Genomic DNA, 23,805 nt, shown 5'->3' with positions numbered 1-23,805 from the left:
TCCCTGAGGGACCCCCCAAGAAGGCTGGTTTCAGGTCCGGGCAACCCTGATCCGTGTTTGGATTGGTACATGACAACCGCTGTACAACGCCCGCCGCTGGTCCGCAGCAGCGACCGCATGATCGCCGGCGTGTGCAGTGGACTGGCCGACCATTTGGGCTGGCCAGTGAAGTATGTGCGGCTGGGCATGGTCCTTGCCTGCTTCGCCGGGGGAGCAGGACTGGCCTTCTATGCCTGGCTGTGGACCATGGTTCCCACCGCTGATGAGAGCGCGCGGCGCAATGCACGCCGCCCGGCGTCGCCCATTGCTCCCGCGGTCAGCCTTGTGCCGCCCCCGAACGCTGTTCTTAAGGCGCCCGACGCCGGACCCATGGCTTTGGGGGGCGGCGCTCCTGCGGTGGGTGGAAACCCGCTGTCAGCCGATAGCACAGGGGCCGGCAGCATAGGGGCTGGCATGACAGCGGCCAGCACTCCAGGGGCCGGTATCCCACCGGCGGGTAACACGGGGGCCGGCAGCCCAGCTGCTGCTGCAGGCGAATGGCCCGCAGCAGGTAGCGCCGCGCTACCGACTTCCCGCTTCAGCTTCCGGCGTATCCAGTACGGCAAGGAGATCCTGCTCGGTGCCGGCCTGCTCCTGGTCGCTGTGATTTTGATCGCGCGCCAGTTCGGGGTCGATGTCCCCTTGGGAACGTTGATTCCGGCTGCGGCCATCCTGGGCGGGGCTGCGATCGCGTGGATGCAACTAGACGAGACCCGCAGGGCGGGGTTGGTGGACAAAACCAAGGCTGACCAGGCCGGTGGATGGGTGCGGCTGGCCGCTGGCCTTGCGTTGGTGGTGGCCGGTGTCCTGGTGATGGTGTCAGGATCGGGATCCTGGGAACAGACGTGGCTGGCGCTCCTGGCATCCGTTGCTGTCCTGGGCGGCGTTGCGTTGGTCCTTCTGCCCTGGGGGCTGAAATTCTGGAAGGACCTCGAAACCGAACGTGCAGGGCGTGTCAGGGAAACGGAGCGCGCAGAGATCGCAGCCCACCTGCACGATTCGGTGTTGCAGACCCTTGCACTGATCCAGCGCAGGGCAGGCTCGGAGCAGGACGTTGTTCGGCTGGCGAGGGCCCAGGAACGTGAATTGCGATCCTGGCTCTTCACTGACCCTGCCAAGGATGCCGGATTGCTGGCTGAGCGAATCAAGGCCGTAGCCGCCGAAGTCGAGGATGCCCTGGGCCATGCCGTAGAGGTGGTTACCGTAGGCGACGCCGACATGACGGACAGGCACGAGGCCCTGGTCCAGGCGGCCAGGGAAGCGATGCTCAACGCTGCCCGCCACGGCGGCGGAACCGTCTCCGTCTACATGGAGAGCGCCGGAGGCGGCACCGAGGTCTTCATCAAGGATCGCGGTCCCGGTTTCGACCCCGATACCGTCCCCCATGACAGGCTGGGCGTCAAGGAATCAATCATCGGCCGCATGAAACGGCATGGAGGCACGGCAACCATCAGCAGCAGCAGTGACGGGACCGAAGTCCGCCTGGCCCTGCCCGCGATAAGTGCTGATGGCGGAGACGTGCGCGCTAGTGACGTCCGCAGCGGCGACGTACGGAATGGAGAACCCGGGCCATGAACAACACCACCCAAAGCAGCGAGCCGCGCAGGGTACGAGTGGTGATCGTCGATGACCATACGATCTTCCGTTCCGGACTAAAAGCTGATCTCGACCACCGCATGGACGTCGTGGGCGAGGCAGGCACCGTGGAGCAGGCTATCTCCGTCATCGCCGAGACCCGCCCTGAGGTTGTCCTCCTGGATGTCCACCTTCCCGGTGGCCTTGGCGGTGGGGGCCGCGAGGTCATCGCTGGGTCTTCCACGCTGTTGGGCACCACCAGCTTCCTGGCCCTGAGCGTTTCAGACGCAGCTGAGGACGTGGTGGCAGTGATCCGGGCGGGTGCGCGTGGCTATGTCACCAAGACGATTTCCGGTGCCGAGATTTCCGATGCCGTGATCCGCGTGGCCGATGGTGACGCCGTCTTCTCGCCGCGCCTCGCCGGCTTCGTGCTGGACGCCTTCGGGACGGCACCGGCTGACATCGCGGACGACGAACTGGACCGCCTCTCGGCCCGTGAACTGGAAGTGATGCGGCTCATCGCGCGCGGGTACAGCTACAAGGAAGTGGCCAAGGAGTTGTTCATTTCCATCAAGACAGTGGAAACCCATGTGTCTGCCGTCCTCCGCAAACTGCAGCTGTCCAGCCGCCACGAACTCACCAAGTGGGCCGCCGAGCGCCGCCTCCTCTGATCCGCTATCACTTCCAAGGCCGTTTTCCTCAACGCTCTCTCACATATCGCGGCTTAGAGGGAAACGCTCCCTCACCTAACGAGGTGAGGGAGCGTTTTGCATTGCCGTTTATTTTGCCTTGCCCAGGAATTCCTGGATCCGGCGGACGCCTTCTGCCAGGTCTTCGTCACCGAGTGCGTAGGACAGGCGAACGTAGCCGGACGGGCCGAATGCCTCGCCGGGAACGACAGCTACCTCAACCTCGTCCAGGATCAACGTGGCGAGTTCTGCGGATGTCGTGGGGCGGACCGGACCGTTGGAGGTCTCGAATTCCTTACCCAGCAGTCCACGGACGTCCGCGTAGACGTAGAAGGCGCCTGTCGGCGTCGGGCATTCCACGCCTTCGATCGCGTTCAGGCCGGCAACGATCGCCTTCCGGCGGCGGTCGAAGGCAACCTTCATCTCGTCGACGGCGGTCAGCGGGCCTGTGAGGGCAGCCGCAGCGGCGACCTGCATGATGTTGGAGACGTTGGAGGTCGCGTGCGACTGCAGGTTGGTGGCGGCCTTGATGACGTCGGCCGGGCCGATCATCCAGCCGACGCGCCATCCGGTCATGGCATAGGTCTTGGCCACACCGTTGAGGATGACAACTTTGTCGCCCAGCTCCGGGGCGGCCGTGGCGATGGATGTGAACTCAACGCCGTCATAGGTCAGGTGCTCGTAGATTTCATCCGTGACCACCCACAGGCCCTTGGAAGCGGCCCACTTGCCGATCTCCGCAACCTGCTCCGGGCTGTATACGGCGCCGGTGGGGTTGGACGGGGAGACGAAAAGCAGGATCTTGGTCTTGTCCGTAACAGCGGCTTCAAGTTGCTCGATGGTCACCAGGTAGCCCTGTTCAGGTCCGGCGAAGACCTCCACGGGAACGCCACCGGCCAAGCGGATGGCTTCCGGATAAGTAGTCCAGAACGGAGTAGGGATGATGACTTCGTCGCCCGGATCCACCAGCGTAGCGAAGGTGTTGTAGACGGCCTGCTTGCCGCCATTGGTTACTAGGACCTGGGACGGGTCTACCTTGTAGCCGGAGTCCCGGAAGGTCTTCTCGGCGATGGCCTTCTTCAGCTCGGGAAGGCCGGCAGCAGGGGAGTAGCGGTGGTACTTCGGCTGCCCAGCGGCTTCGATGGCAGCTTTGACGATGTAATCGGGGGTCGGGAAATCAGGTTCTCCGGCACCGAAACCAATCACGGGGCGCCCCGCGGCCTTCAGTGCCTTGGCCTTGGCGTCAACGGCAAGGGTGGCGGACTCGGCAATAGCGGAGATTCGTTGTGAAATGCGGGCGGCAGGTGTTCCGGCAGACATCTATGTACCGTTCTTCGCAGGCAGCTCGTGGGCTGGATGATGGGATTCGACGTAAACTACCTTATGCTGTTCTGCGGAGCTCCCGGGCGCCTGCTGGACAATGTGACTGATAATGCTGCTCACATTGATTCATCAGCGGCCTGAAGCCCCGGAATTAGTCCGGTTCGACTATCGCGAAGTTCTTGCGTAGACTGGTTCACCGGTGTTGAAAAGCACCACAGGCTGAAGTGCGGCCTGAAACATGGATTCGATCCATAGGGTAGTGGCGCAATTGGTAGCGCAGCGGTCTCCAAAACCGCAGGTTGCAGGTTCGAGTCCTGTCTGCCCTGCGCAAGCTGTTCCGGCGGAAACGCCGGGGCAAGCGCAGCAACCATGGCTCTGATCAGAGTCGGGTCAAACGACTTTGCAAGGTGAGTGAGGACCAGGTGACCGAAACGGCTGCTAGCAGCTCAAAGGGCCGTCCTGCCAAGAAAGCCGATGCTGGCTTCTTTGCCCGAATTGCACTCTTCGTCCGCCAGGTTATCGGCGAACTGAAGAAGGTCGTCGCGCCGACCCGCAAGGAACTGATCAATTACACGCTCGTGGTGCTGGTGTTCGTAGCCATCATGATGCTCATCGTCACCCTGCTGGACATTGCCTTCGGTACGGGAGTCAGCTGGGTCTTCGGTGGGTCAGGCGCTACGGACCGCTAAGCGGATCTGTCCGCAAACTGCGTGAAATTCCTTGGTACTTCAGGAATTTTGTGGGGTTTGCGGAATTGAGCCATTTAAATAGGCATGTTAGGCAATGAGGAAGCAGGAGACCAAGTGTCTGAGCAGGAGCTTGAGGTAAACGAGGCTGAGCTGGATGGGCCCGCTGAAAGCACGGACGACGCCGCGGCTGAGGCTGCGGAAGAGTCGGAGGCTGACTCTGCTGCGCCCGAATCTGCCGACGTCGACGATTCCGAAGAGGATTTCGAGTCCGACGTAGACGCTGAGTCTGACGACGAGTCCGACGACGATGCTGCGGACGTCTCGCTGGAAGCGGCTGCTGCTGCAGCGCCCGCCGATCCGGCTGAGGAATTCAAGGCCAAGTTGCGCCGCCAGGAGGGTGACTGGTACGTCATTCACTCCTACGCCGGTTACGAAAACCGCGTGAAGGCCAACCTTGAGACCCGCATCCAGACGCTGGACATGGAAGACTACATCTTCGAAATCCAGGTCCCGATGGAAGAAGTCGTCGAGATCAAGAACGCGCAGCGCAAGGTGATCAACCGCGTCCGCATCCCCGGCTACGTCCTGGTCCGCATGGACCTGACCGACGCCTCCTGGGGCGCCGTTCGCCACACCCCCGGCGTCACTGGCTTCGTGGGCAACGCCCACAACCCGGTCCCACTGCGCCTTGACGAAGTCTTCTCCATGCTCGCCCCCGTCTTCGAAGAAGAGCAGGCTGAGAAGGGCAAGCCGGTCAACAAGCAGAACCAGGCTCCCGTGGCCGTCGACTTCGAGGTCGGCGAGTCCGTCATCGTCAAGGAAGGTCCGTTCGAGACCCTTCCGGCAACGATCTCCGAGATCAAGCCCGAGTCCCAGACCCTCGTGGTCCTGGTCTCGATCTTCGAGCGCGAAACCCCGGTTACGCTCGCATTCAACCAGGTCACCAAGATCTAGCTGATTCCAAGATTTCGCTCCCGTTCCGCCTGCTTTGCGGTGTGGGAAGCGGCCGGTCGCCTTGCCATGGCGGCCACCAACCTGGGACGCGCTCCTGTGTCCCAGGAAGCTATTGAGAGAAGGACCCTACATTGGCTCCCAAGAAGAAGGTCACCGGCCTCATCAAGCTGCAGATCCAGGCAGGTGCCGCTAACCCGGCTCCGCCGATCGGTCCTGCGCTTGGCCAGCACGGTGTCAACATCATGGAATTCTGCAAGGCGTACAACGCTGCAACGGAATCCCAGCGCGGAAACGTTATCCCGGTTGAAATCACGGTCTACGAAGACCGTTCCTTCACCTTCATCACCAAGACCCCGCCGGCTGCAGAGCTCATCAAGAAGGCTGCAGGCGTTGCCAAGGGTTCGGCTACCCCGCACACCGTCAAGGTTGCCAAGCTGACCCAGGCCCAGGTCGAAGAGATCGCTTCCACCAAGATGGAAGACCTCAACGCCAACGACATCGCGGCAGCTGCCAAGATCATCGCAGGCACCGCCCGTTCCATGGGCATCACGGTCGAAGGCTAAATACAGCCTTCCACCCGCCGGGCAACCGGCATCTGAAACATTAAAATGTCGCAGGATCCTTGCCGGATCCGCGACTTGTGGCAGGGCCCAGCGCGGTCCGCAGACCACAACTGCACAAGGAGAAATAAGCAGCATGGCAAAGCGCAGCAAAGCATATGAGGCAGCCGTAGCCAAGATCGAGGCAGACAAGGTCTACGCCCCGTTCGAGGCCATCACCCTCGCGAAGGACACCAACCCTTCCAAGTTCGACGCAACCGTTGAGGTCGCTTTCCGCCTGGGCGTTGACCCGCGTAAGGCTGACCAGATGGTCCGTGGCACCGTCAACCTGCCTCACGGCACCGGTAAGACCGCCCGCGTCCTGGTTTTCGCAACGGGCGACAAGGCTGAAGCAGCAATCGCTGCCGGCGCCGACTTCGTTGGTTCCGACGACCTGATCGAAAAGATCGCAGCCGGCTGGACCGACTTCGACGCCGCCGTGGCAACCCCTGACCTCATGGGCAAGGTTGGCCGCCTCGGTAAGGTCCTGGGCCCGCGTAACCTCATGCCGAACCCGAAGACCGGTACGGTTACCCCGGATGTCACCAAGGCTGTCAACGACATCAAGGGCGGCAAGATCGACTTCCGCGTCGACAAGCACTCGAACCTGCACTTCATCATCGGCAAGGTGTCCTTCGACGCCCAGAAGCTGGCCGAGAACTACGCAGCTGCACTGGAAGAGGTGCTTCGCTTGAAGCCGTCCGCTTCCAAGGGCCGCTACATCCAGAAGGCAACTGTTGCCACCACGTTCGGTCCGGGCATCACTGTTGACCCGAACGTCACCAAGGTTCTCACCGAGGCGTAAGCTCCGGGAGTATTACCTCTGAAAGGGACCGTCCGGCATCGCCGGGCGGTCCCTTTTCGTGCATGCGTCCCGGCTGGTAGCGACTTGTTTGCCACCTGCGGCAGCCGTAGGCTGTGGGGCGTGGCGTCGTCGTCGAACTTTTCCGCCAACGGCGGGCTTACCATCGAGCGGTGTCCGGTTCCGCAGGGTGCGGAGGCCACGGCGTCGCCGGACTTCAAGGCCTTTCATGCGTTACGCATAGCCCACGAGCTTGGCTTGTGGGGGAACCTGGACCATTCGGCCACGCTGGCCGAATCGCTCATGTTCTGGCAGGGCAACGAATACGAGGAGCGGCAGGTCTTCCTGGCCCGTTTGGATGGCGTTGTGGTGGGCACCGGTTCGCTGACCCTGCCGTTGAGCGAGAACACGACGACGGCGGGTGTGGACGTCGTCGTGGACGCAGCTTTCCGGCGGCGCGGCATCGGGACGAGGATCCTTGAAGTTCTCGAGAAAGCGGCAGTGGAGCGGAACCGCACTTCCCTTGACGGATACTGCGGCGAGCCAATCGGCCCGGTCCTTGCGGGCGAAGCGCTGCTGGCGGCAAAGTCGGGCACAGGTGGGGTGCCGCTGAATGCGGCGTCGACCCGCTTTGCGTTGCGCCATGGCTATTCCTTGGAACAGGTCGAAACCAGCAGTACATTGGGCCTGCCGGTAGACCATGGCCATCTGGTTGAACTCGAAGTCGAGGCAATGCGTCGGGCAACGGAGTACGACGTCATCGGGTGGAATGACGAATGCCCGGAGGAACTGGTGGACGGTTTTGCCAGGCTCAAGAGCCTCATGAGCACGGAAGTCCCCCTTGCCGGACTGGGGTGGGAGGGCGAAGAGTGGGATGCGGCCCGGGTTCGGCGGGAGGAATCGACGTGGCGGGCAAGCGGCGTTGATTCCGTGGTGGCTGCTGCGCAGCATCACTCGAGCCGGGAGTTGGCTGCCTACACGGTCTTGACCCACAGGGAGGCACTGCCGGCTGTGGTCAACCAGGAGGACACGCTTGTGGCTCCCGGTCACCGGGGACACGGCCTTGGCATGCTGGTCAAAATCGCCAATCTACGGCGGGCAGAAACGCTCTGGCCGGACGCCACGTGCGTCATGACGTGGAACGCCAATGAAAACCGGCATATGCTGGCCATTAATATCGCCCTTGGATTCAAGCCTTCCGGTTTTGAAGGCGAATGGCAGAAACGGCTGGGATGACTGTAGACGAGGCGAAGACCGTTCAAGTCGAGCAGCTTTGGGTGCCGGACAATTTGGACAGCCCCAAAGCAAGGGATTTCCTGGACGCTGTGGAAGTAGCGCGGCGGGTCCGGATGCAGACGTGGGGGAGTGATGACCTGGCGTACACCCCCCTGGAGAAGATGCTTGAGTTCTCGGACCCCTATGAACGCCAGATCATCCTGGTTGCCAAGGTTGACGGGGTCATCGTAGGAACGGTGGATATTGCCCTGCCCCTCGCCGACAACATGGATCTCGCGGAGTTCACCCTGGATATCCTGCCGGAATACCAGCGACAAGGCGTCGGCCGCCAGCTTCTGGAAGCCGCGGAGCAGCTGGCGCGGGCAGAGGGCCGGACCATGGTTTTGGTGGACACGAACCACCCGGCTACGTCGCTGACCGAGATACCCGAAGACCAGTTGATTCCCGGAAGTGGTCCCGGCTTCGTTCCTGTCAGCAGCAGGGAAGTGGATTTCGCCCAGCGGGCTGGCTACACCCTCCAGCACATCGAGCAATTCAGTTCCTGCGTATTGCCGCTGGACTCCAAACTGGTTGCGGACCTTCAGGCCGAGGCCGAGGAAGCGAACGCTGGCCGCTATAGGCTGCACCACTGGACTGATCGATGCCCCGAGGCGTGGTTGGAGGCTGTAGCGGAGCTGGAGAACGCTGCCGGTGAAGTTGTCCATGGTGAGGATGGCGAGGAAGAAGACTCCGCCGTCGAGGTTACCGGTATGGTCTTCGACGCCGCGGTGTTGCGCGAAACTGAAGACGCCGCGTTGGCGCAGGGACGGCGGACGGTGGTTACCGCCGTCGAGCATATTGAGAGCGGCCGGCTGGCCGGATTGACCACCATCAGCGTCCTCGCCCACCGTCAGGACGTCGTTTTCCAGGACGATACTTTGGTCCTTCAGGAACACAGGGGCAACAAGCTGGGCTTGCTGATCAAAGTGGCCAATATGGAAAGGCTCAGCGAGCAATTTCCGGATGCCCGCGTAATTTACACGTGGAACGCACCGGAGAACCGATACCTTCTGACGGTGAACAGGCAATTGGGATTTACGACGGCGGGAGTCACCGGACTCTGGCAAAAGGAGCTTCCGGACCGGGGGTCGAAGGCCACGTCCTCGGAGTAGCCAGCCTGGCGGCCCACCCGCTGTGCAGCGGCGTCGATTTGGTTTGCAGATCACTCTCCCGTAACCTTGAAGTACCAAAGACCGTCGGTTGATGGGAATCCACTCTTTCGAGCGCAGCTCAATTCTGTAGCGACGCCCCTGAGAACAAAGTGCATTCCTTGACGAAGGACCCTGAACATAGGGCGGCCGGCGCAGGTGAACGAAGCAAGTCTCCACAGTGCAAACTGTGTTGAGCCAAGCCCCGTGCATCTGCGCGGGGCGTTTTTAGTTTTAGCTCTCGTGAGCGGGGACCCGGAAGACCGGCTTTATTCCCCGGAAGGAGGGTTATGACAACGCCTAGCAAGGTCTCCGCAGTTGCAGAGATCACCAACGATTTCAAGGAATCGAACGCGGCTGTCCTGACCGAATACCGCGGGCTCACTGTTGCACAGCTCAAGGAACTGCGTGTTGCACTCGGCCAGGACACCAAGTTCTCGGTCGTCAAGAACACCCTGAGTGCCATTGCGGCCAAGGAAGCCGGAGTTGAAGCATTCAACGACCAGCTTGCAGGCCCCACTGCAATCGCCTTTATCAAGGGTGACGCTGTTGCTGCTGCCAAGAGCCTGACGGACTTTGCCAAGGCCAACAAGCAGCTGGTTATCAAGACCGGTTACTTCGAAGGCAAGGCATTGGATGCACAGGGTGTTGCCGCACTGGCAGCCCTCGAGTCCCGCGAACTGCAGCTTGCACGTGTTGCTGGTGTCCTTAAGGCTCCTGCTTCCGCTGCTGCACGCATCATTGACGCTCTGCGCCTCAAGCTTGAAGAAGAGGGCGGCGCACCTGCACCGGCCGCTGAAGAAGCTCCGGCCGAAGAGGCTGCTGCTGAAGAGGTTGCGGCTCCGGCCGAAGCCGCTGAAGCTGCAACCGAAGAGAACTAAGTTCTCCCCCCAATCAAACTCAGGTGCATGGATCGGCTTTGCCCGGATCTGCACCAACTAATGGAAGGACGCCACCATGGCGAAGCTCAGCAACGAAGAGCTCATTGAAGCTTTCAAGGAACTGACCATCATCGAGCTCTCCGAGTTCGTCAAGCTCTTCGAAGAGACCTTCGAAGTTACGGCTGCTGCTGTTGCAGTTGCTGGCCCCGCCGCTGGCGGTGCTGCTGAAGCTGCTGAAGAGAAGACTGACTTCGACGTCATCCTCGAAGCTGCTGGCGACAAGAAGATCGCAGTGATCAAGGAAGTTCGCGCCATCACCTCCCTCGGCCTCAAGGAAGCCAAGGACCTGGTTGACAGCGCACCGAAGGCTGTTCTCGAAGGCGCCACCAAGGAAGCTGCAGAGAAGGCAAAGGCTCAGCTCGAAGAAGCTGGCGCAACGGTTACCCTCAAGTAACTCGTCTTGCTTGTGGAAGCCCCGTCCGGTTCGCCGGGCGGGGCTTCCTGCGTTAACCCAGGTAGGTAGCAGCTGAGCGCGTTTTGAGCCTTCAAAACGCGCTCAGCTGCTATTCAGTTGGGTTCGCTGATGTCCGCCACTACGGCCCCGAGCGCTGCCGTGAGCTGATCGGCGTCCACGAACGCACTCCGGCCATGTGCCCCGGCGCCCATGGAAATACGGCGGCCCGTGATCGTGGAGTCCGCGTACACCGGCCAAGGCGTGGTGCTTCCCAGAGGAGTGATGGTTCCGCGCTCGTAGCCCGTCGCGGCCAAAGCAACGTCGGCGTGGGGGAGCGAGAGCTTGTTGACGCCCACCAAAGCACGCAACTTCGGCCAGGAGATCTGGCGGTCCCCGGGAATGAGCGCGAACAGGAAGCTTCCGCCGCGGTGTTTGACCACCAGCGACTTCACGATGTCCGCCGGGCTGATGCCCAGGATGCCTGCTGCTTCTTCGAGGCTGCGGGCAGCAGGACGCTCGACGACGTCCACGGCCAGTCCGCGCGCCGCGGCGTCGGACAGGAACCGTTCGGCCCCGTTCATCTCCGGATCATCCATGCCAGGTCACACCCGTCAGTCGCGGTACAGCAGGAGGGCTTCACCCTGGCCGCCGCCGCCGCAAAGGGACACTGCGGCCTTGCCGGTTCCCCTGCGCCTGAGTTCGTGGGCCGCATGCAGGGCCAACCGGGCTCCGGAGGCGCCGATGGGGTGGCCGAGCGCGATCGCGCCGCCGTGGATGTTGCACTTCTCCAGCGGGTACCTCAGGTCCTTGAGTGATTGCACGGCAACGGAGCCGAAGGCCTCGTTGATCTCGATGAAGTCCAGGTCTTCGGCAGTCCATCCGGCCCGCTTCAATGCTTGCGAAATGGCGTTTGACGGCTGGGAGTGGAGCGAGTTGTCCGGGCCTGCGACTTGGCCGGCCTTGCCCACCACGGCCAGGTATTCCAGGCCGTTGTCCCTGGCAAAGCGGCGACTGGTCAGCACAAGTGCGGAGGCGCCGTCGGACAGGGGAGAGGAGTTGCCCGCGGTAATGGTGCCGTCGGTGGCGAAGGCGGCCTTCAAGGGGGCAAGGGTTTCCAAGGTCGTGTTCGGCCGGACGCCCTCGTCAGAGGTGAGGATTACCGGCTCGCCCTTGCGCTGCTTCACGCTCACCGGAGCGATTTCGACGTCGAAAATTCCCTCGGCAATAGCGGCAGCGGCGCGCTGATGGGAAGCGGCAGCAACCTCGTCCTGCGCACGGCGGTCAATGCCAAGGGTCACGTTCTTGGTTTCCGTGGACAAGCCCATGGATTGGCCATCGAACGCATCCGTGAGTCCATCATGCGCAGCAACGTCCAACGCCTGGATTGCGCCGTACGTCCAACCCTGGCGCGAGCCGGGGAGGAGGTGTGGGGCACGGGTCATGGATTCCTGGCCGCCGGCCACAACCACGGTGGCGTCGCCGCTGCGGATCATCCGGGCGGCGTCGATTACGGCAGTCAGGCCGGAGAGGCAAACCTTGTTGATGGTGACGGCAGGGATGTTCCATCCAACACCTGCCGCGATGGCACTTTGCCGGGCAGGGTTCTGGCCAGCGCCTGCTTGCAGCACCTGTCCCATGATGACGGCGTCCACCTGTTCGGCTTTCACGCCGCTGGCAGCCAGGGCTGCTGCAATGGCATGGGCGCCAAGGTCGACGGCGGTGAACCCGGCCAGCTGCCCATTGAGCCGACCCTGTGGGGTACGGGAAGCAGCAAGGATGACAACGTCATTGTCGTCAGCGGAGTTGTTCATGGTCTCTCTTCCGATCCGTGGTGGTGTACCCAAGGCTACCGCGCGGCGTGCGCAGCCTATTCATTCCAACGCTCGTACGCATCGCTGGATTCCACGGCGGGGATTCCACATCGGATCTGGTCCCCTCGCCGGTCCATTGGCTCTGCATAGGTGCCTACAGCAACAGTGCTTGCATTCACGGACGATCTGGGGTAGACAGGAAGGCTACTTTGCCGTATCGTAGATATTTGCGTCTTCCCTGTTAACCTTCAGCCTTCATATAGCGGTGGGCTTTACCTCTCAGCTGCAACATTGACGTGCCGTTCACAACGTGCACTGCCTTTTGCAGACTGGGTCCGGGTCATATAGCGGAACCGGAATAAGTATGCTGCGGAGCACTCTGCATCATGCAAACGGGGGAGATCTGAAAACGCCTGAAGGTCTGTGGAAGGATCCCTCTTGGTCGCCTCGAGCACCTCTAATAACGAAACCGCTAACACGGCAAGCACCGATGGTGCCACTCGCCGCCTCTCATTCGCAAAGATTCACGAACCCCTTGATGTTCCGAATCTTCTCGCCCTGCAGACAGACAGCTTTGACTGGCTGGTCGGAAACGAACGCTGGCAGGCGCGGGTAGCGAAGGCTGTCGAGGAGGGCGACCTCAGCGTCGCCACCACCTCCGGACTTGCCGACATCTTCGAAGAGATCTCCCCCATCGAGGACTTCCAGGGCACTATGTCCCTGAGCTTCTCCGAGCCGGAGTTCGCTGATCCGAAGTACACCATGGCCGAATGCAAAGACCGTGACGCCACCTACTCGGCACCGCTGTATGTCAAGGCCGAGTTCATGAACAACAACACGGGCGAAATCAAGCAGCAGACCGTGTTCATGGGCGACTTCCCGCTGATGACTGAAAAGGGAACGTTCGTCGTCAACGGCACCGAGCGTGTCGTTGTCTCCCAGCTGGTCCGCTCTCCGGGCGCCTACTTCGAGCGCACCGCAGACAAGACCAGTGACAAGGACATCTTCACTGCGAAGATCATCCCGTCCCGCGGTGCATGGTTCGAACTCGAAATCGACAAGCGCGACCAGGTCGGCGTTCGCCTCGACCGCAAGCGCAAGCAGTCGGTCACCGTTCTGCTGAAGGCCCTCGGTTGGACCGAAGGCCAGATCCTGGAAGAGTTCGGCCAGTACGACTCCATGCGTGCAACGCTGGAGAAGGACGCCACCGAAACCCGCGAAGACGCGCTTCTGGACATCTACCGCAAGCTGCGTCCGGGCGAGCCGCCCACAGTCGAGGCTGCCCAGTCCCTGCTGGACAACCTGTACTTCAACGCCAAGCGCTATGACCTCGCCAAGGTTGGCCGTTACAAGATCAACCGCAAGCTCGGCATCGACCGCTCCCTTGGTGACAAGGAAGCTTCGGTCCTGCACGTTGAAGACATCGTGGCCATGATCAAGTTCCTCGTTGCGCTGCACGCCGGCGAGAAGACACTCATGGGCAAGCGCGATGGCGAAGACCACGAGCTCCGCGTCGAGATCGACGACATCGACCACTTCGGCAACCGTCGCATCCGCGCCGTTGGTGAACTGATCGAGAACCAGGTCCGCACCGGCCTTTCCCGCATGGAGCGTGTCGTTCGCGAACGCATGACCACGCAGGACGTCGAGGCCATCACGCCGCAGACACTGATCAACATCCGTCCAGTTGTGGCTGCGATCAAGGAGTTCTTCGGAACGTCCCAGCTCTCGCAGTTCATGGACCAGAACAACCCGCTTTCGGGCCTTACCCACAAGCGCCGCCTGTCGGCCCTTGGCCCGGGTGGTCTTTCCCGCGACCGCGCAGGCATGGAAGTTCGAGACGTCCACCCGTCCCACTACGGACGTATGTGCCCCATCGAAACGCCTGAAGGCCCGAACATTGGTCTGATCGGTTCGCTGGCTTCCTACGGCCGCATCAACCCGTTCGGTTTCATCGAGACGCCTTACCGCCTCGTTTCCAACGGTGTGGTCTCGGACGAGGTCCAGTACCTCACTGCCGACGACGAAGCTGAGGTCCTGATCGCACAGGCCAACGCTCCGCTGGACGCTGACAAGAAGTTCTCGGAAGAAACCGTCCTTGTCCGTGCCCGTGGTGGTGGAGGCGAGCCGGTCCTGGTTCCCGCTGCCGAAGTTCAGTTCATGGACGTTTCCCCGCGCCAGATGGTGTCCGTGGCAACTGCCCTGATCCCGTTCCTTGAGCATGACGATGCCAACCGTGCACTCATGGGTGCCAACATGCAGCGCCAGGCCGTGCCGCTGGTCCGTTCCGAGGCTCCTTTCGTGGGCACCGGCATGGAGCGCGCAGCAGCTGTCGACGCCGGTGACGTTGTCATCGCGAAGAAGGCGGGTGTGGTCACCGAGGTTTCCGCCGAACTGGTTGTCATGATCAACGACGACGGCACCGAGACCAACTACCGCATCAACAAGTTCGCCCGTTCCAACCAGGGCAACTGCTACAACCACCGCGTTCTGGTCAACGAAGGCCAGCGCCTGGAAGTCGGTGGCATCATTGCCGACGGTCCCGCAACGGACCAGGGTGAACTGGCCCTCGGTAAGAACCTCCTCGTGGCATTCATGTCCTGGGAAGGCCACAACTTCGAGGACGCCATCATCCTGTCCCAGCGCATTGTTGCTGAGGACGTTCTTTCCTCCATCCACATCGAGGAGCACGAGATCGATGCCCGCGACACCAAGCTTGGTGCCGAGGAAATCACCCGTGACATCCCCAACGTGTCCGAGGAAGTCCTGGCAGGCCTGGACGAGCGCGGCATCATCCACATCGGTGCCGAGGTTGAAGCCGGCGACATCCTGGTCGGAAAGGTCACCCCTAAGGGTGAAACCGAGCTGACCCCGGAAGAGCGCCTTCTCCGCGCGATCTTCGGTGAGAAGTCCCGCGAAGTCCGCGACACCTCCCTGAAGGTGCCCCACGGCGAGTCCGGTACGGTCATCGGCGTCCGCGTCTTCGACCGCGACAACGACGACGAACTGCCCCCGGGCGTGAACCAGCTGGTCCGCGTCTACGTGGCTGCCAAGCGCAAGATCACCGACGGCGACAAGCTCGCCGGCCGTCACGGCAACAAGGGTGTTATCTCCAAGATCCTCCCGATCGAGGACATGCCCTTCCTTGCAGACGGTACCCCGGTTGATATCGTCCTGAACCCGCTTGGTGTTCCGGGTCGAATGAATGTTGGCCAGGTCCTGGAGACCCACCTCGGTTGGGTTGCCAAGACCGGTTGGAAGATCGAAGGCGAGCCGGAGTGGGTCAAGAACCTGCCGAACCTGCCCCGTGAAACCGGCCAGACCACCGTTGCCACACCGGTGTTCGATGGCGCCCGCGAAGAAGAAATCACGGGCCTGCTTGACTCCACCAACGTGACCCGCGACGGCGACCGCCTGATCGACTCCTCCGGCAAGACCCGTCTGTTCGATGGCCGCTCCGGCGAGCCGTTCCCGGACCCGATCTCCGTCGGTTACATGTACATCCTGAAGCTCCACCACCTGGTGGACGACAAGATCCACGCGCGTTCCACCGGCCCGTACTCCATGATCACGCAGCAGCCGCTGGGTGGTAAGGCACAGTTCGGTGGCCAGCGCTTCGGTGAAATGGAAGTGTGGGCGCTCGAAGCTTACGGTGCCGCTTACACGCTTCAGGAACTCCTCACGATCAAGTCGGATGACATCCATGGTCGCGTGAAGGTCTACGAAGCCATCGTCAAGGGCGAGAACATCCCTGAGCCTGGCGTTCCCGAGTCCTTCAAGGTCTTGATCAAGGAAATGCAGTCGTTGTGCCTGAACGTGGAAGTTCTTTCCACCGATGGAACCACGATCGAAATGCGTGACTCTGATGACGCAGTCTTCACGGCTGCGGAAGAACTGGGCATCGATCTGTCTCGTGCAGAGCCCAGTTCCGTAGAAGAGGTCTAGTAGCCGTTCCGGTGGGCAGCAGTACCTAACTGCCCACCGGGACAGCTCCCTCTTCCCGTAACCAAGACTTCAGAATTTAGAGAACAAGAGAGAACAGGGACCATATGTCCAGCGAATCCTCCTTCGGCCTCATGCAGATCGGCCTCGCCACCGCGGAAGACATCCGTGGCTGGTCTTACGGTGAGGTCAAGAAGCCGGAAACCATCAACTACCGCACCCTCAAGCCTGAGAAGGACGGTCTTTTCTGCGAGAAGATCTTCGGTCCTTCCCGCGACTGGGAATGCTACTGCGGCAAGTACAAGCGCGTCCGCTTCAAGGGCATCATCTGTGAGCGTTGTGGCGTTGAAGTCACCCGCGCCAAGGTGCGCCGTGAGCGCATGGGCCACATCGAACTGGCTGCGCCTGTAACCCACATCTGGTACTTCAAGGGCGTTCCCTCGCGCTTGGGCTACCTGTTGGACCTGGCTCCGAAGGACCTTGAGAAGGTCATCTACTTCGCTGCCTACATGATCACCAGCGTTGACACGGAAAACCGCCACGCTGAACTGCCGAACCTCCAGGTCGAGCACGACCTCGAGAAGAAGCAGCTCGTGGACAACCGCGACAGCGACATCGCCACGATCGCCCGCGACCTTGAAGACGAGCTTGCCCGCCTTGAAGGTGAAGGTGCCAAGGCTGCCGACAAGAAGAAGGCCCGCGACTCCGCAGACCGCCAGATGGCGAACGTCCGCAAGCGTGCCGACGCCGATATCGAGCGCCTTGAGCAGGTCTGGGACCGCTTCAAGAACCTCAAGGTCGCTGACCTCGAGGGTGATGAGGGCCTTTACCGCGAACTGCGTGACCGTTACGGCATGTACTTCGAAGGTTCCATGGGTGCCGAGGCCATCAAGAAGCGTCTTGAGACCTTTGACATGCAGGCTGAGGCCGAATCACTGCGCGACACCATCCAGAACGGCAAGGGCCAGCGCAAGACGCGTGCCCTGAAGCGCCTGAAGGTTGTCAACGCATTCCTGACCACCAACAACAGCCCGCTCGGCATGGTTCTGGACGCCGTCCCGGTGATCCCGCCGGAACTGCGCCCGATGGTCCAGCTGGATGGTGGCCGCTTCGCGACCTCCGACCTCAACGACCTCTACCGCCGTGTGATCAACCGCAACAACCGACTCAAGCGACTGCTTGACCTCGGTGCACCGGAGATCATCGTCAACAACGAGAAGCGCATGCTTCAGGAAGCTGTTGACAGCCTCTTCGACAACGGCCGACGTGGCCGCCCCGTCACGGGTCCGGGCAACCGTCCGCTGAAGTCCCTGAGCGACATGCTCAAGGGCAAGCAGGGTCGTTTCCGCCAGAACCTGCTCGGCAAGCGCGTCGACTACTCCGGCCGTTCGGTCATCGTCGTTGGCCCGCAGCTGAAGCTGCACCAGTGTGGTCTGCCCAAGCAGATGGCCCTGGAGCTCTTCAAGCCGTTCGTGATGAAGCGCCTGGTTGACCTCAACCACGCCCAGAACATCAAGTCGGCAAAGCGCATGGTCGAGCGCTACCGTCCGCAGGTTTGGGACGTGCTGGAAGAGATCATCACCGAACACCCGGTGCTGCTCAACCGTGCACCTACCCTTCACCGCCTCGGCATCCAGGCCTTCGAACCGCAGCTTGTGGAAGGCAAGGCAATCCAGCTTCACCCGCTGGTTTGTGGCGCCTTCAACGCTGACTTCGACGGCGACCAGATGGCAGTGCACCTGCCGCTGAGCCCGGAAGCCCAGGCCGAAGCCCGCATCCTGATGCTGTCCTCGAACAACATCCTGAAGCCGTCCGATGGCCGCCCGGTCACCCTGCCTTCGCAGGATATGATCATCGGCCTGTACCACCTGACCACCAAGCGCGTCGGCTCTGCCGGCGAAGGCCGTATCTTCTCCTCGGTTTCGGAAGCCATCATGGCGTACGACGCCCGTGATCTGCACCTGAATTCCCAGGTCAAGATCCGTCTGGACAACTTCGTGCCTTATGCCGGTTGGGAAGCTCCGGAAGGTTGGGAGCCGGGCCAGCCGGCCCTCGTCCAGACCTCCTTGGGCCAGGTCATCTTCAACCAGACGCTGCCCGAGGATTACCCGTGGGTTGAGGCTGTTGCCGACAAGGGCGAGCTGTCCCGGATCGTCAACGACCTCGCCGAGCGCTACCCGAAGGTTGTCACGGCTGCCACGCTGGACAACCTGAAGGATGCCGGTTTCTACTGGGCAACCCGTTCGGGTGTCACGGTGGCTATCTCCGACATCGAGGTGCCTACGTCCAAGCCCGCCATCCTGGCTGGTTACGAGAACATGGCTGCCAAGATCCAGGGCCAGTACGACAAGGGCCTGATCGACGACGACGAGCGTCGCCAGGAACTGATCGAGATCTGGAACAAGGCCACCAACGAGATCGCCCAGGCGATGCGCGACAGCCTGTCCCCGATGAACACCATCAACCGCATGGTGTCCTCCGGTGCACGTGGTAACTGGATGCAGGTCCGCCAGATCGCGGGTATCCGTGGTCTTGTGGCCAACCCGAAGGGTGAGATCATCCCTCGCCCGATCAAGTCCTCCTACCGCGAGGGCCTGTCGGTGTTGGAATACTTCATCGCCACGCACGGTGCCCGTAAGGGTCTGGCCGATACCGCTCTTCGTACCGCCAACTCGGGTTACCTGACCCGTCGTCTGGTGGACGTTTCGCAGGACGTCATCGTCCGCGAAGAGGACTGTGGTACCGAGCGCGGCCTGGTCACCCCGATCGCCGTGCCGGATTCCAACGGTGAGCTCGTCCTGGACGAGAACGTCGAGAACAGCGCCTACGCACGTACGCTGGCTGTCGACGTCGTCGACGCCCAGGGCAACGTCCTGGCTGCCGGCGGAACCGACTGCGGCGACGTCGTCATCGACCAGTTGCTGGCTGCTGGTATCACTGAGGTCAAGGTCCGTTCCGTACTCACCTGTGAGTCCAAGGTCGGCACTTGTGCGCTCTGCTATGGCCGTTCGCTGGCCACCGGCAAGACCGTTGACATCGGCGAGGCCGTGGGCATCATCGCCGCACAGTCCATCGGTGAGCCCGGCACCCAGCTGACCATGCGTACGTTCCACACCGGTGGTGCTGTTTCTGCCGGTGGTGGCGACGACATCACCCAGGGTCTGCCCCGTATCCAGGAGCTCTTCGAAGCCCGTACTCCGAAGGGTGTCGCACCGATTGCTGAAGCAGCCGGCCGCATCACCATCGAAGAGTCCGAGCGCCAGATGCGCCTGGTCATCACTCCGGACGATGGTTCCGAAGAGATTGCCTACCCGGTGCTGCGCCGTTCACGTCTCCTCATCGAGGATGGCGAGCACGTCAGCGTCGGCCAGAAGCTGATCAACGGTCCGGTGGACCCGAAGCAGGTTCTGCGCATCATGGGTCCCCGTGCCGCACAGAAGTTCCTTGTGGACGAGGTCCAGGGCGTTTACCGCAGCCAGGGTATTGGTATCCACGACAAGCACGTCGAGGTTATCGTCCGCCAGATGCTGCGCCGCGTGACCGTCATCGAATCCGGCGACTCCGACCTGCTCCCTGGTGAGCTTGCAGAGCGCTCCCGCTTCGAAGACGAGAACCGCCGCGTGGTGTCTGAGGGCAAGGCCCCGGCCTCGGGCCGCCCGGAACTCATGGGTATCACCAAGGCGTCCCTGGCAACCGAGTCCTGGCTGTCGGCCGCTTCCTTCCAGGAAACCACCCGCGTCCTGACGCAGGCGGCCATGGAAGGCAAGAGCGATCCCCTGCTCGGCCTCAAGGAGAACGTCATCATCGGTAAGCTCATCCCGGCCGGTACGGGTCTGCCCCGTTACACGGAGGTCACGGTTGAGCCGACTGAGGAAGCAAAGGCAAGCCTGTTCACGGGCCCCAGCGCTTTCACCGATTTCTCTTATGACGCCCTGGGCGGCGACGGTGCTCCCGAGTTCCACGCCATCCCGCTGGACGACTACGATCTCGGCAACGACTTCCGCTGAAACCAGCAGTAGTCAATAGTTGACGGACTGGCCCCGCACTCTTGAGTGCGGGGCCAGTCCCGTTAACCGCACCGCCATACACCCGATTAAGGCCTTAGATCAAGCCGTGCTAGAATTTTGGTAATTGTTCTGTGTGGCAGTGGATGAAGGCCGCCGCAGCATCATTTTGGTTTTGTTCTCATGGTGCTGGGTGGAGCCTGTTTCCGGGTTGCGGGCAACATGCGCAACGAATGCCGCACTTTTGCACGCCTACCGGATGTTTCGGCCGGCCGCATGAGCAACGCCAAAGTTTCCACGTTTACACTGGCTGGCGCCTGTGTGTGGGGGCAGAGATCAAACAACGGAGAACACGAAAGTGCCTACGATTAACCAGCTGGTCCGCAAGGGCCGCACGCCTAAGGTCTCCAAGACCAAGGCTCCCGCGCTGAAGGGTAGCCCGATGCGCCGCGGTGTTTGCACCCGCGTTTACACCACCACCCCCAAGAAGCCGAACTCGGCTCTGCGTAAGGTGGCACGTGTGCGCCTCAACGGTGGCGTTGAAGTTACCGCTTACATCCCCGGCGTTGGCCACAACCTCCAGGAGCACTCCATCGTGCTCGTCCGTGGTGGTCGTGTGAAGGACCTTCCGGGTGTCCGCTACAAGATCGTCCGCGGCGCACTCGACACCCAGGGTGTCAAGAACCGCAAGCAGGCCCGCAGCCGTTACGGCGCAAAGATGGAGAAGAAGTAATATGCCTCGCAAGGGTCCGGCCCCGAAGCGGCCGCTAGTTTCCGATCCCGTTTACGGCTCCCCGTTGGTCACGCAGCTGATCAACAAGGTCCTGGTTGACGGCAAGAAGTCCACCGCAGAGCGCATCGTTTACGGTGCCCTCGAAGGTGCACGCGCCAAGTCCGGCGGCGACCCCGTTGCCGCCCTCAAGAAGGCCATGGACAACGTCAAGCCTTCCCTCGAGGTGCGTTCCCGCCGTGTTGGTGGCGCCACCTACCAGGTTCCGGTTGAGGTCAAGCCGGGTCGTTCCACCGCCCTCGCCCTGCGTTGGCTGGTGGGCTACTCCAAGGCCCGCCGCGAGAAGACCATGACCGAGCGCCTCCAGAACGAAATCCTGGATGCCTCCAACGGTCTGGGTGCCGCTGTCAAGCGTCGCGAAGACACCCACAAGATGGCCGAGTCCAACAAGGCCTTCGCACACTACCGCTGGTAAAACCTCCCGGGCGCCGTCGGCTCAACCGAGCCGGCGGCGAACGTGTAGTCCATCCGAAAGGGAGACCCCGTGGCACAGGACGTGCTTACCGACCTTAACAAGGTCCGCAATATCGGCATCATGGCCCACATCGATGCCGGCAAGACCACCACTACCGAGCGCATCCTGTTCTACACGGGTGTGAACCACAAGATCGGCGAGACGCACGACGGCGCCTCGACGACCGACTGGATGGAACAGGAAAAGGAACGCGGCATCACCATCACGTCTGCCGCCGTGACTTGCTTCTGGAACCAGAACCAGATCAACATCATCGACACCCCGGGCCACGTGGACTTCACGGTTGAGGTTGAGCGTTCCCTGCGCGTCCTCGACGGTGCTGTCGCTGTGTTCGACGGCAAGGAAGGCGTGGAGCCGCAGTCCGAGACTGTTTGGCGCCAGGCTGACAAGTACAACGTTCCGCGTATCTGCTTCGTCAACAAGATGGACAAGCTGGGTGCGGACTTCTACTTCACCGTTGACACCATCATTTCCCGCCTTGGTGCCAAGCCGCTGGTCATGCAGCTGCCGATCGGCGCTGAGAACGACTTCATCGGCGTGGTTGACCTCCTCGAAATGCGTGCCCTGGTTTGGCCTGGCGACGCAAAGGGTGACGTCACCATGGGCGCTTCCTACGAAGTGCAGGCAATTCCGGCGGACCTCCAGGCCAAGGCTGAAGAGTACCGCGCACAGCTCGTAGAGACCGTTGCGGAAGCATCCGAAGAGCTCATGGAGAAGTACCTCGAAGGTGAAGAACTCACCCTGGAGGAACTGAAGGCCGGCATCCGCAAGATGACCATCAACTCCGAGCTCTACCCCGTGTTCTGTGGCTCTGCCTTCAAGAACCGCGGCGTACAGCCGATGCTTGACGCTGTTGTTGACTACCTGCCGAACCCGCTCGACGTCCCGGCGATGATCGGTCACGATCCCCGCGACGAAGAGAAGGAACTCACCCGCAAGCCGTCTGCAGACGAGCCGTTCTCGGCCCTCGCCTTCAAGATTGCTGCGCACCCGTTCTTCGGTCAGCTGACCTTCATCCGCGTGTACTCCGGTCACGTTGAGGCCGGCGCCCAGGTGGTCAACTCCACCAAGGGTAAGAAGGAACGCATCGGCAAGCTGTTCCAGATGCACGCCAACAAGGAAATGCCCGTCGAGGGCGCTACCGCCGGCCACATCTACGCAGCCATCGGTCTGAAGGACACCACCACGGGTGACACCCTGTGTGATGCCAACAACCAGATCGTCCTCGAGTCCATGAGCTTCCCGGAGCCCGTGATCTCGGTTGCCATCGAGCCCAACACCAAGGGTGACCAGGAGAAGCTCTCCACGGCCATCCAGAAGCTCTCGGCTGAGGACCCGACCTTCCAGGTCTCCCTCAACGAAGACACGGGCCAGACCATCATCGCCGGCATGGGCGAGCTCCACCTGGACATCCTGGTGGACCGCATGCGCCGCGAATTCAAGGTTGAGGCAAACGTTGGCAAGCCGCAGGTTGCTTACCGCGAAACCATCAAGCGCGCTGTAGAGCGTCATGACTACACGCACAAGAAGCAGACCGGTGGTTCGGGTCAGTTCGCAAAGATCCAGATCGCGATCGAGCCGATGGACACCTCTTCCGGCGAGCTGTACGAGTTCGAGAACAAGGTCACTGGTGGCCGCGTTCCGCGCGAATACATCCCGTCTGTTGATGCTGGTATCCAGGATGCGCTGAACGACGGCGTCCTGGCCGGCTACCCGGTTGTTGGCATCAAGGCCACGCTGATCGATGGCGCGTCCCACGATGTTGACTCCTCGGAAATGGCGTTCAAGATCGCCGGCCGTATGGCTTTCAAGGAAGCTGCACGCAAGGCGAACCCTGTTCTGCTCGAACCGCTGATGGATGTTGAGGTCCGCACACCTGAGGAATACATGGGTGATGTTATTGGTGACCTGAACGCCCGCCGTGGCCAGATGCAGTCCATGGAGGACGCAGCAGGTGTGAAGGTTATCCGTGCACACGTTCCGCTGTCCGGCATGTTCGGTTACATTGGCGACCTCCGTTCCAAGACGCAGGGTCGTGCCGTGTACTCCATGACGTTCAACAGCTACGCGGAGGTCCCCAAGGCTGTAGCCGACGAGATCATCCAGAAAACCCGCGGCGAGTAATCTCCCGGTAACGGATGCAATTCCGATTCCGGGAAGGCATCTCAGCGTGTGAGGCGGGGCTGCGGCGAAAGCCGCGGCCCGGCCCCCTGCGCGAACAGGCTCTAGGAACTAATATTGGTTCCTGAATCTGCAATTTCACCAAAACCAAGCCCCCAAGTAGACTTGCTAAAGTTTCTGCCGCGAAAAGCGCGGCCGAGGAGCACTTCACTTGAAATCGTTCTAGGAGGAACC

Annotated in this window: 18 protein-coding genes and 1 tRNA gene; 16 read left to right on the top strand and 3 right to left on the bottom strand. The window is 61.6% G+C overall.

The annotated features are described in order from the left end of the window. Nucleotides 1-69 precede the first annotated feature (69 nt). Together LDN75_RS18090 and LDN75_RS18085 are read left to right on the top strand one after the other, a co-directional pair. Nucleotides 70-1,614 (top strand): ATP-binding protein, encoded by a 1,545-nt coding sequence (locus LDN75_RS18090; RefSeq protein ID WP_223934011.1) that lies wholly within the window; start codon nucleotides 70-72, stop codon nucleotides 1,612-1,614. After that, nucleotides 1,611-2,285: a response regulator transcription factor gene (locus LDN75_RS18085; protein ID WP_223934009.1), complete on the top strand. Its 675-nt coding sequence runs from the start codon at nucleotides 1,611-1,613 to the stop codon at nucleotides 2,283-2,285. Before LDN75_RS18090 ends, LDN75_RS18085 begins: the two co-directional genes overlap by 4 nt. Nucleotides 2,286-2,393: 108 nt before the next feature. Here LDN75_RS18085 and LDN75_RS18080 read toward each other — a convergent pair whose 3' ends face one another. After that, nucleotides 2,394-3,623, bottom strand: a complete 1,230-nt coding sequence (locus LDN75_RS18080) for a pyridoxal phosphate-dependent aminotransferase (RefSeq protein WP_223934007.1) — start codon at nucleotides 3,621-3,623, stop codon at nucleotides 2,394-2,396. A 256-nt stretch (nucleotides 3,624-3,879) separates the two neighbouring features. On the opposite strand from LDN75_RS18080, the gene LDN75_RS18075 reads away from it, so the two are divergent. The 9 genes from LDN75_RS18075 to rplL all read left to right on the top strand — a co-directional run bounded on the left by LDN75_RS18075 (nucleotide 3,880) and on the right by rplL (nucleotide 10,428). Further along, a tRNA-Trp gene (locus LDN75_RS18075) sits at nucleotides 3,880-3,952 on the top strand. A gap of 81 nt (nucleotides 3,953-4,033) precedes the next feature. After that, nucleotides 4,034-4,315, top strand: coding sequence for a preprotein translocase subunit SecE (gene secE, locus LDN75_RS18070; RefSeq protein WP_223934005.1), 282 nt, complete (start codon nucleotides 4,034-4,036; stop codon nucleotides 4,313-4,315). A gap of 114 nt (nucleotides 4,316-4,429) precedes the next feature. Further along, nucleotides 4,430-5,269: a transcription termination/antitermination protein NusG gene (gene nusG / locus LDN75_RS18065; protein ID WP_223934003.1), complete on the top strand. Its 840-nt coding sequence runs from the start codon at nucleotides 4,430-4,432 to the stop codon at nucleotides 5,267-5,269. Nucleotides 5,270-5,400: 131 nt separating this feature from the next. Continuing rightward, nucleotides 5,401-5,832: a 50S ribosomal protein L11 gene (rplK, locus tag LDN75_RS18060; protein ID WP_166183617.1), complete on the top strand. Its 432-nt coding sequence runs from the start codon at nucleotides 5,401-5,403 to the stop codon at nucleotides 5,830-5,832. Between the two features lie 133 nt (nucleotides 5,833-5,965). Further along, nucleotides 5,966-6,673, top strand: coding sequence for a 50S ribosomal protein L1 (gene rplA / locus LDN75_RS18055; RefSeq protein WP_216925076.1), 708 nt, complete (start codon nucleotides 5,966-5,968; stop codon nucleotides 6,671-6,673). 120 nt (nucleotides 6,674-6,793) lie between these two features. After that, nucleotides 6,794-7,906 (top strand): GNAT family N-acetyltransferase, encoded by a 1,113-nt coding sequence (locus LDN75_RS18050; RefSeq protein WP_223934001.1) that lies wholly within the window; start codon nucleotides 6,794-6,796, stop codon nucleotides 7,904-7,906. Continuing rightward, entirely contained in the window at nucleotides 7,903-9,057 is a 1,155-nt protein-coding gene (locus LDN75_RS18045) for a GNAT family N-acetyltransferase (protein ID WP_223933999.1), read from the top strand. Before LDN75_RS18050 ends, LDN75_RS18045 begins: the two co-directional genes overlap by 4 nt. Before the next feature lie 326 nt (nucleotides 9,058-9,383). After that, nucleotides 9,384-9,974, top strand: a complete 591-nt coding sequence (rplJ, locus tag LDN75_RS18040) for a 50S ribosomal protein L10 (RefSeq protein ID WP_223933997.1) — start codon at nucleotides 9,384-9,386, stop codon at nucleotides 9,972-9,974. A gap of 76 nt (nucleotides 9,975-10,050) precedes the next feature. Next, a complete protein-coding gene (gene rplL, locus LDN75_RS18035; RefSeq protein WP_223933995.1) occupies nucleotides 10,051-10,428 on the top strand; it encodes a 50S ribosomal protein L7/L12 in 378 nt (125 codons plus the stop codon). Between the two features lie 113 nt (nucleotides 10,429-10,541). Here the strand turns inward: rplL and LDN75_RS18030 are convergent, their stop codons facing one another. Beyond that, nucleotides 10,542-11,009, bottom strand: coding sequence for a YbaK/EbsC family protein (locus LDN75_RS18030; RefSeq protein ID WP_223933993.1), 468 nt, complete (start codon nucleotides 11,007-11,009; stop codon nucleotides 10,542-10,544). Nucleotides 11,010-11,039: 30 nt separating this feature from the next. Beyond that, a complete protein-coding gene (locus LDN75_RS18025) occupies nucleotides 11,040-12,239 on the bottom strand; it encodes an acetyl-CoA C-acetyltransferase (RefSeq protein ID WP_223933991.1) in 1,200 nt (399 codons plus the stop codon). A gap of 438 nt (nucleotides 12,240-12,677) precedes the next feature. Here LDN75_RS18025 and rpoB point away from each other — a divergent pair, with 438 nt between their 5' ends. The 5 genes from rpoB (at nucleotide 12,678) to fusA (ending at nucleotide 23,574) form a co-directional block, all read left to right on the top strand. Continuing rightward, on the top strand, nucleotides 12,678-16,184 hold the full coding sequence (rpoB, locus tag LDN75_RS18020; RefSeq protein ID WP_223933989.1) for a DNA-directed RNA polymerase subunit beta: 3,507 nt from the start codon (nucleotides 12,678-12,680) through the stop codon (nucleotides 16,182-16,184). Nucleotides 16,185-16,288: 104 nt separating this feature from the next. Next, a complete protein-coding gene (locus LDN75_RS18015) occupies nucleotides 16,289-20,188 on the top strand; it encodes a DNA-directed RNA polymerase subunit beta' (protein ID WP_223933987.1) in 3,900 nt (1,299 codons plus the stop codon). A gap of 355 nt (nucleotides 20,189-20,543) precedes the next feature. Then, nucleotides 20,544-20,918 carry a 30S ribosomal protein S12 gene (rpsL, locus tag LDN75_RS18010; RefSeq protein ID WP_009358312.1) on the top strand — a complete coding sequence of 125 codons (375 nt, stop codon included), beginning with the start codon at nucleotides 20,544-20,546 and terminating at the stop codon, nucleotides 20,916-20,918. 1 nt (nucleotide 20,919) lies between these two features. Next, entirely contained in the window at nucleotides 20,920-21,390 is a 471-nt protein-coding gene (gene rpsG, locus LDN75_RS18005) for a 30S ribosomal protein S7 (RefSeq protein ID WP_003803829.1), read from the top strand. Nucleotides 21,391-21,459: 69 nt separating this feature from the next. After that, nucleotides 21,460-23,574 carry an elongation factor G gene (fusA, locus tag LDN75_RS18000; RefSeq protein WP_223933985.1) on the top strand — a complete coding sequence of 705 codons (2,115 nt, stop codon included), beginning with the start codon at nucleotides 21,460-21,462 and terminating at the stop codon, nucleotides 23,572-23,574. The last annotated feature ends 231 nt before the right edge of the window (nucleotides 23,575-23,805 follow it).

The sequence above is a fragment of the Arthrobacter sp. StoSoilB5 genome (assembly GCF_019977235.1).
GTDB lineage: Bacteria > Actinomycetota > Actinomycetes > Actinomycetales > Micrococcaceae > Arthrobacter.
Note: the sequence above shows the minus strand (reverse complement) of the source record. Positions and strands in the feature narration are given on the sequence as shown.

What these genes read in the sequence shown, in the direction of transcription:
- rpsG (WP_003803829.1), top strand. Translation starts at nt 20,920, where the DNA reads ATGCCTCGCAAGGGTCCGGCCCCGAAGCGGCCGCTAGTTTCCGATCCC.
- LDN75_RS18015 (WP_223933987.1), top strand. Translation starts at nt 16,289, where the DNA reads ATGTCCAGCGAATCCTCCTTCGGCCTCATGCAGATCGGCCTCGCCACC.
- LDN75_RS18085 (WP_223934009.1), top strand. Translation starts at nt 1,611, where the DNA reads ATGAACAACACCACCCAAAGCAGCGAGCCGCGCAGGGTACGAGTGGTG.
- LDN75_RS18025 (WP_223933991.1), bottom strand. Translation starts at nt 12,239, where the DNA reads ATGAACAACTCCGCTGACGACAATGACGTTGTCATCCTTGCTGCTTCC.
- LDN75_RS18045 (WP_223933999.1), top strand. Translation starts at nt 7,903, where the DNA reads ATGACTGTAGACGAGGCGAAGACCGTTCAAGTCGAGCAGCTTTGGGTG.
- rplL (WP_223933995.1), top strand. Translation starts at nt 10,051, where the DNA reads ATGGCGAAGCTCAGCAACGAAGAGCTCATTGAAGCTTTCAAGGAACTG.
- rplA (WP_216925076.1), top strand. Translation starts at nt 5,966, where the DNA reads ATGGCAAAGCGCAGCAAAGCATATGAGGCAGCCGTAGCCAAGATCGAG.
- LDN75_RS18080 (WP_223934007.1), bottom strand. Translation starts at nt 3,623, where the DNA reads ATGTCTGCCGGAACACCTGCCGCCCGCATTTCACAACGAATCTCCGCT.
- LDN75_RS18090 (WP_223934011.1), top strand. Translation starts at nt 70, where the DNA reads ATGACAACCGCTGTACAACGCCCGCCGCTGGTCCGCAGCAGCGACCGC.
- rplJ (WP_223933997.1), top strand. Translation starts at nt 9,384, where the DNA reads ATGACAACGCCTAGCAAGGTCTCCGCAGTTGCAGAGATCACCAACGAT.
- LDN75_RS18030 (WP_223933993.1), bottom strand. Translation starts at nt 11,009, where the DNA reads ATGAACGGGGCCGAACGGTTCCTGTCCGACGCCGCGGCGCGCGGACTG.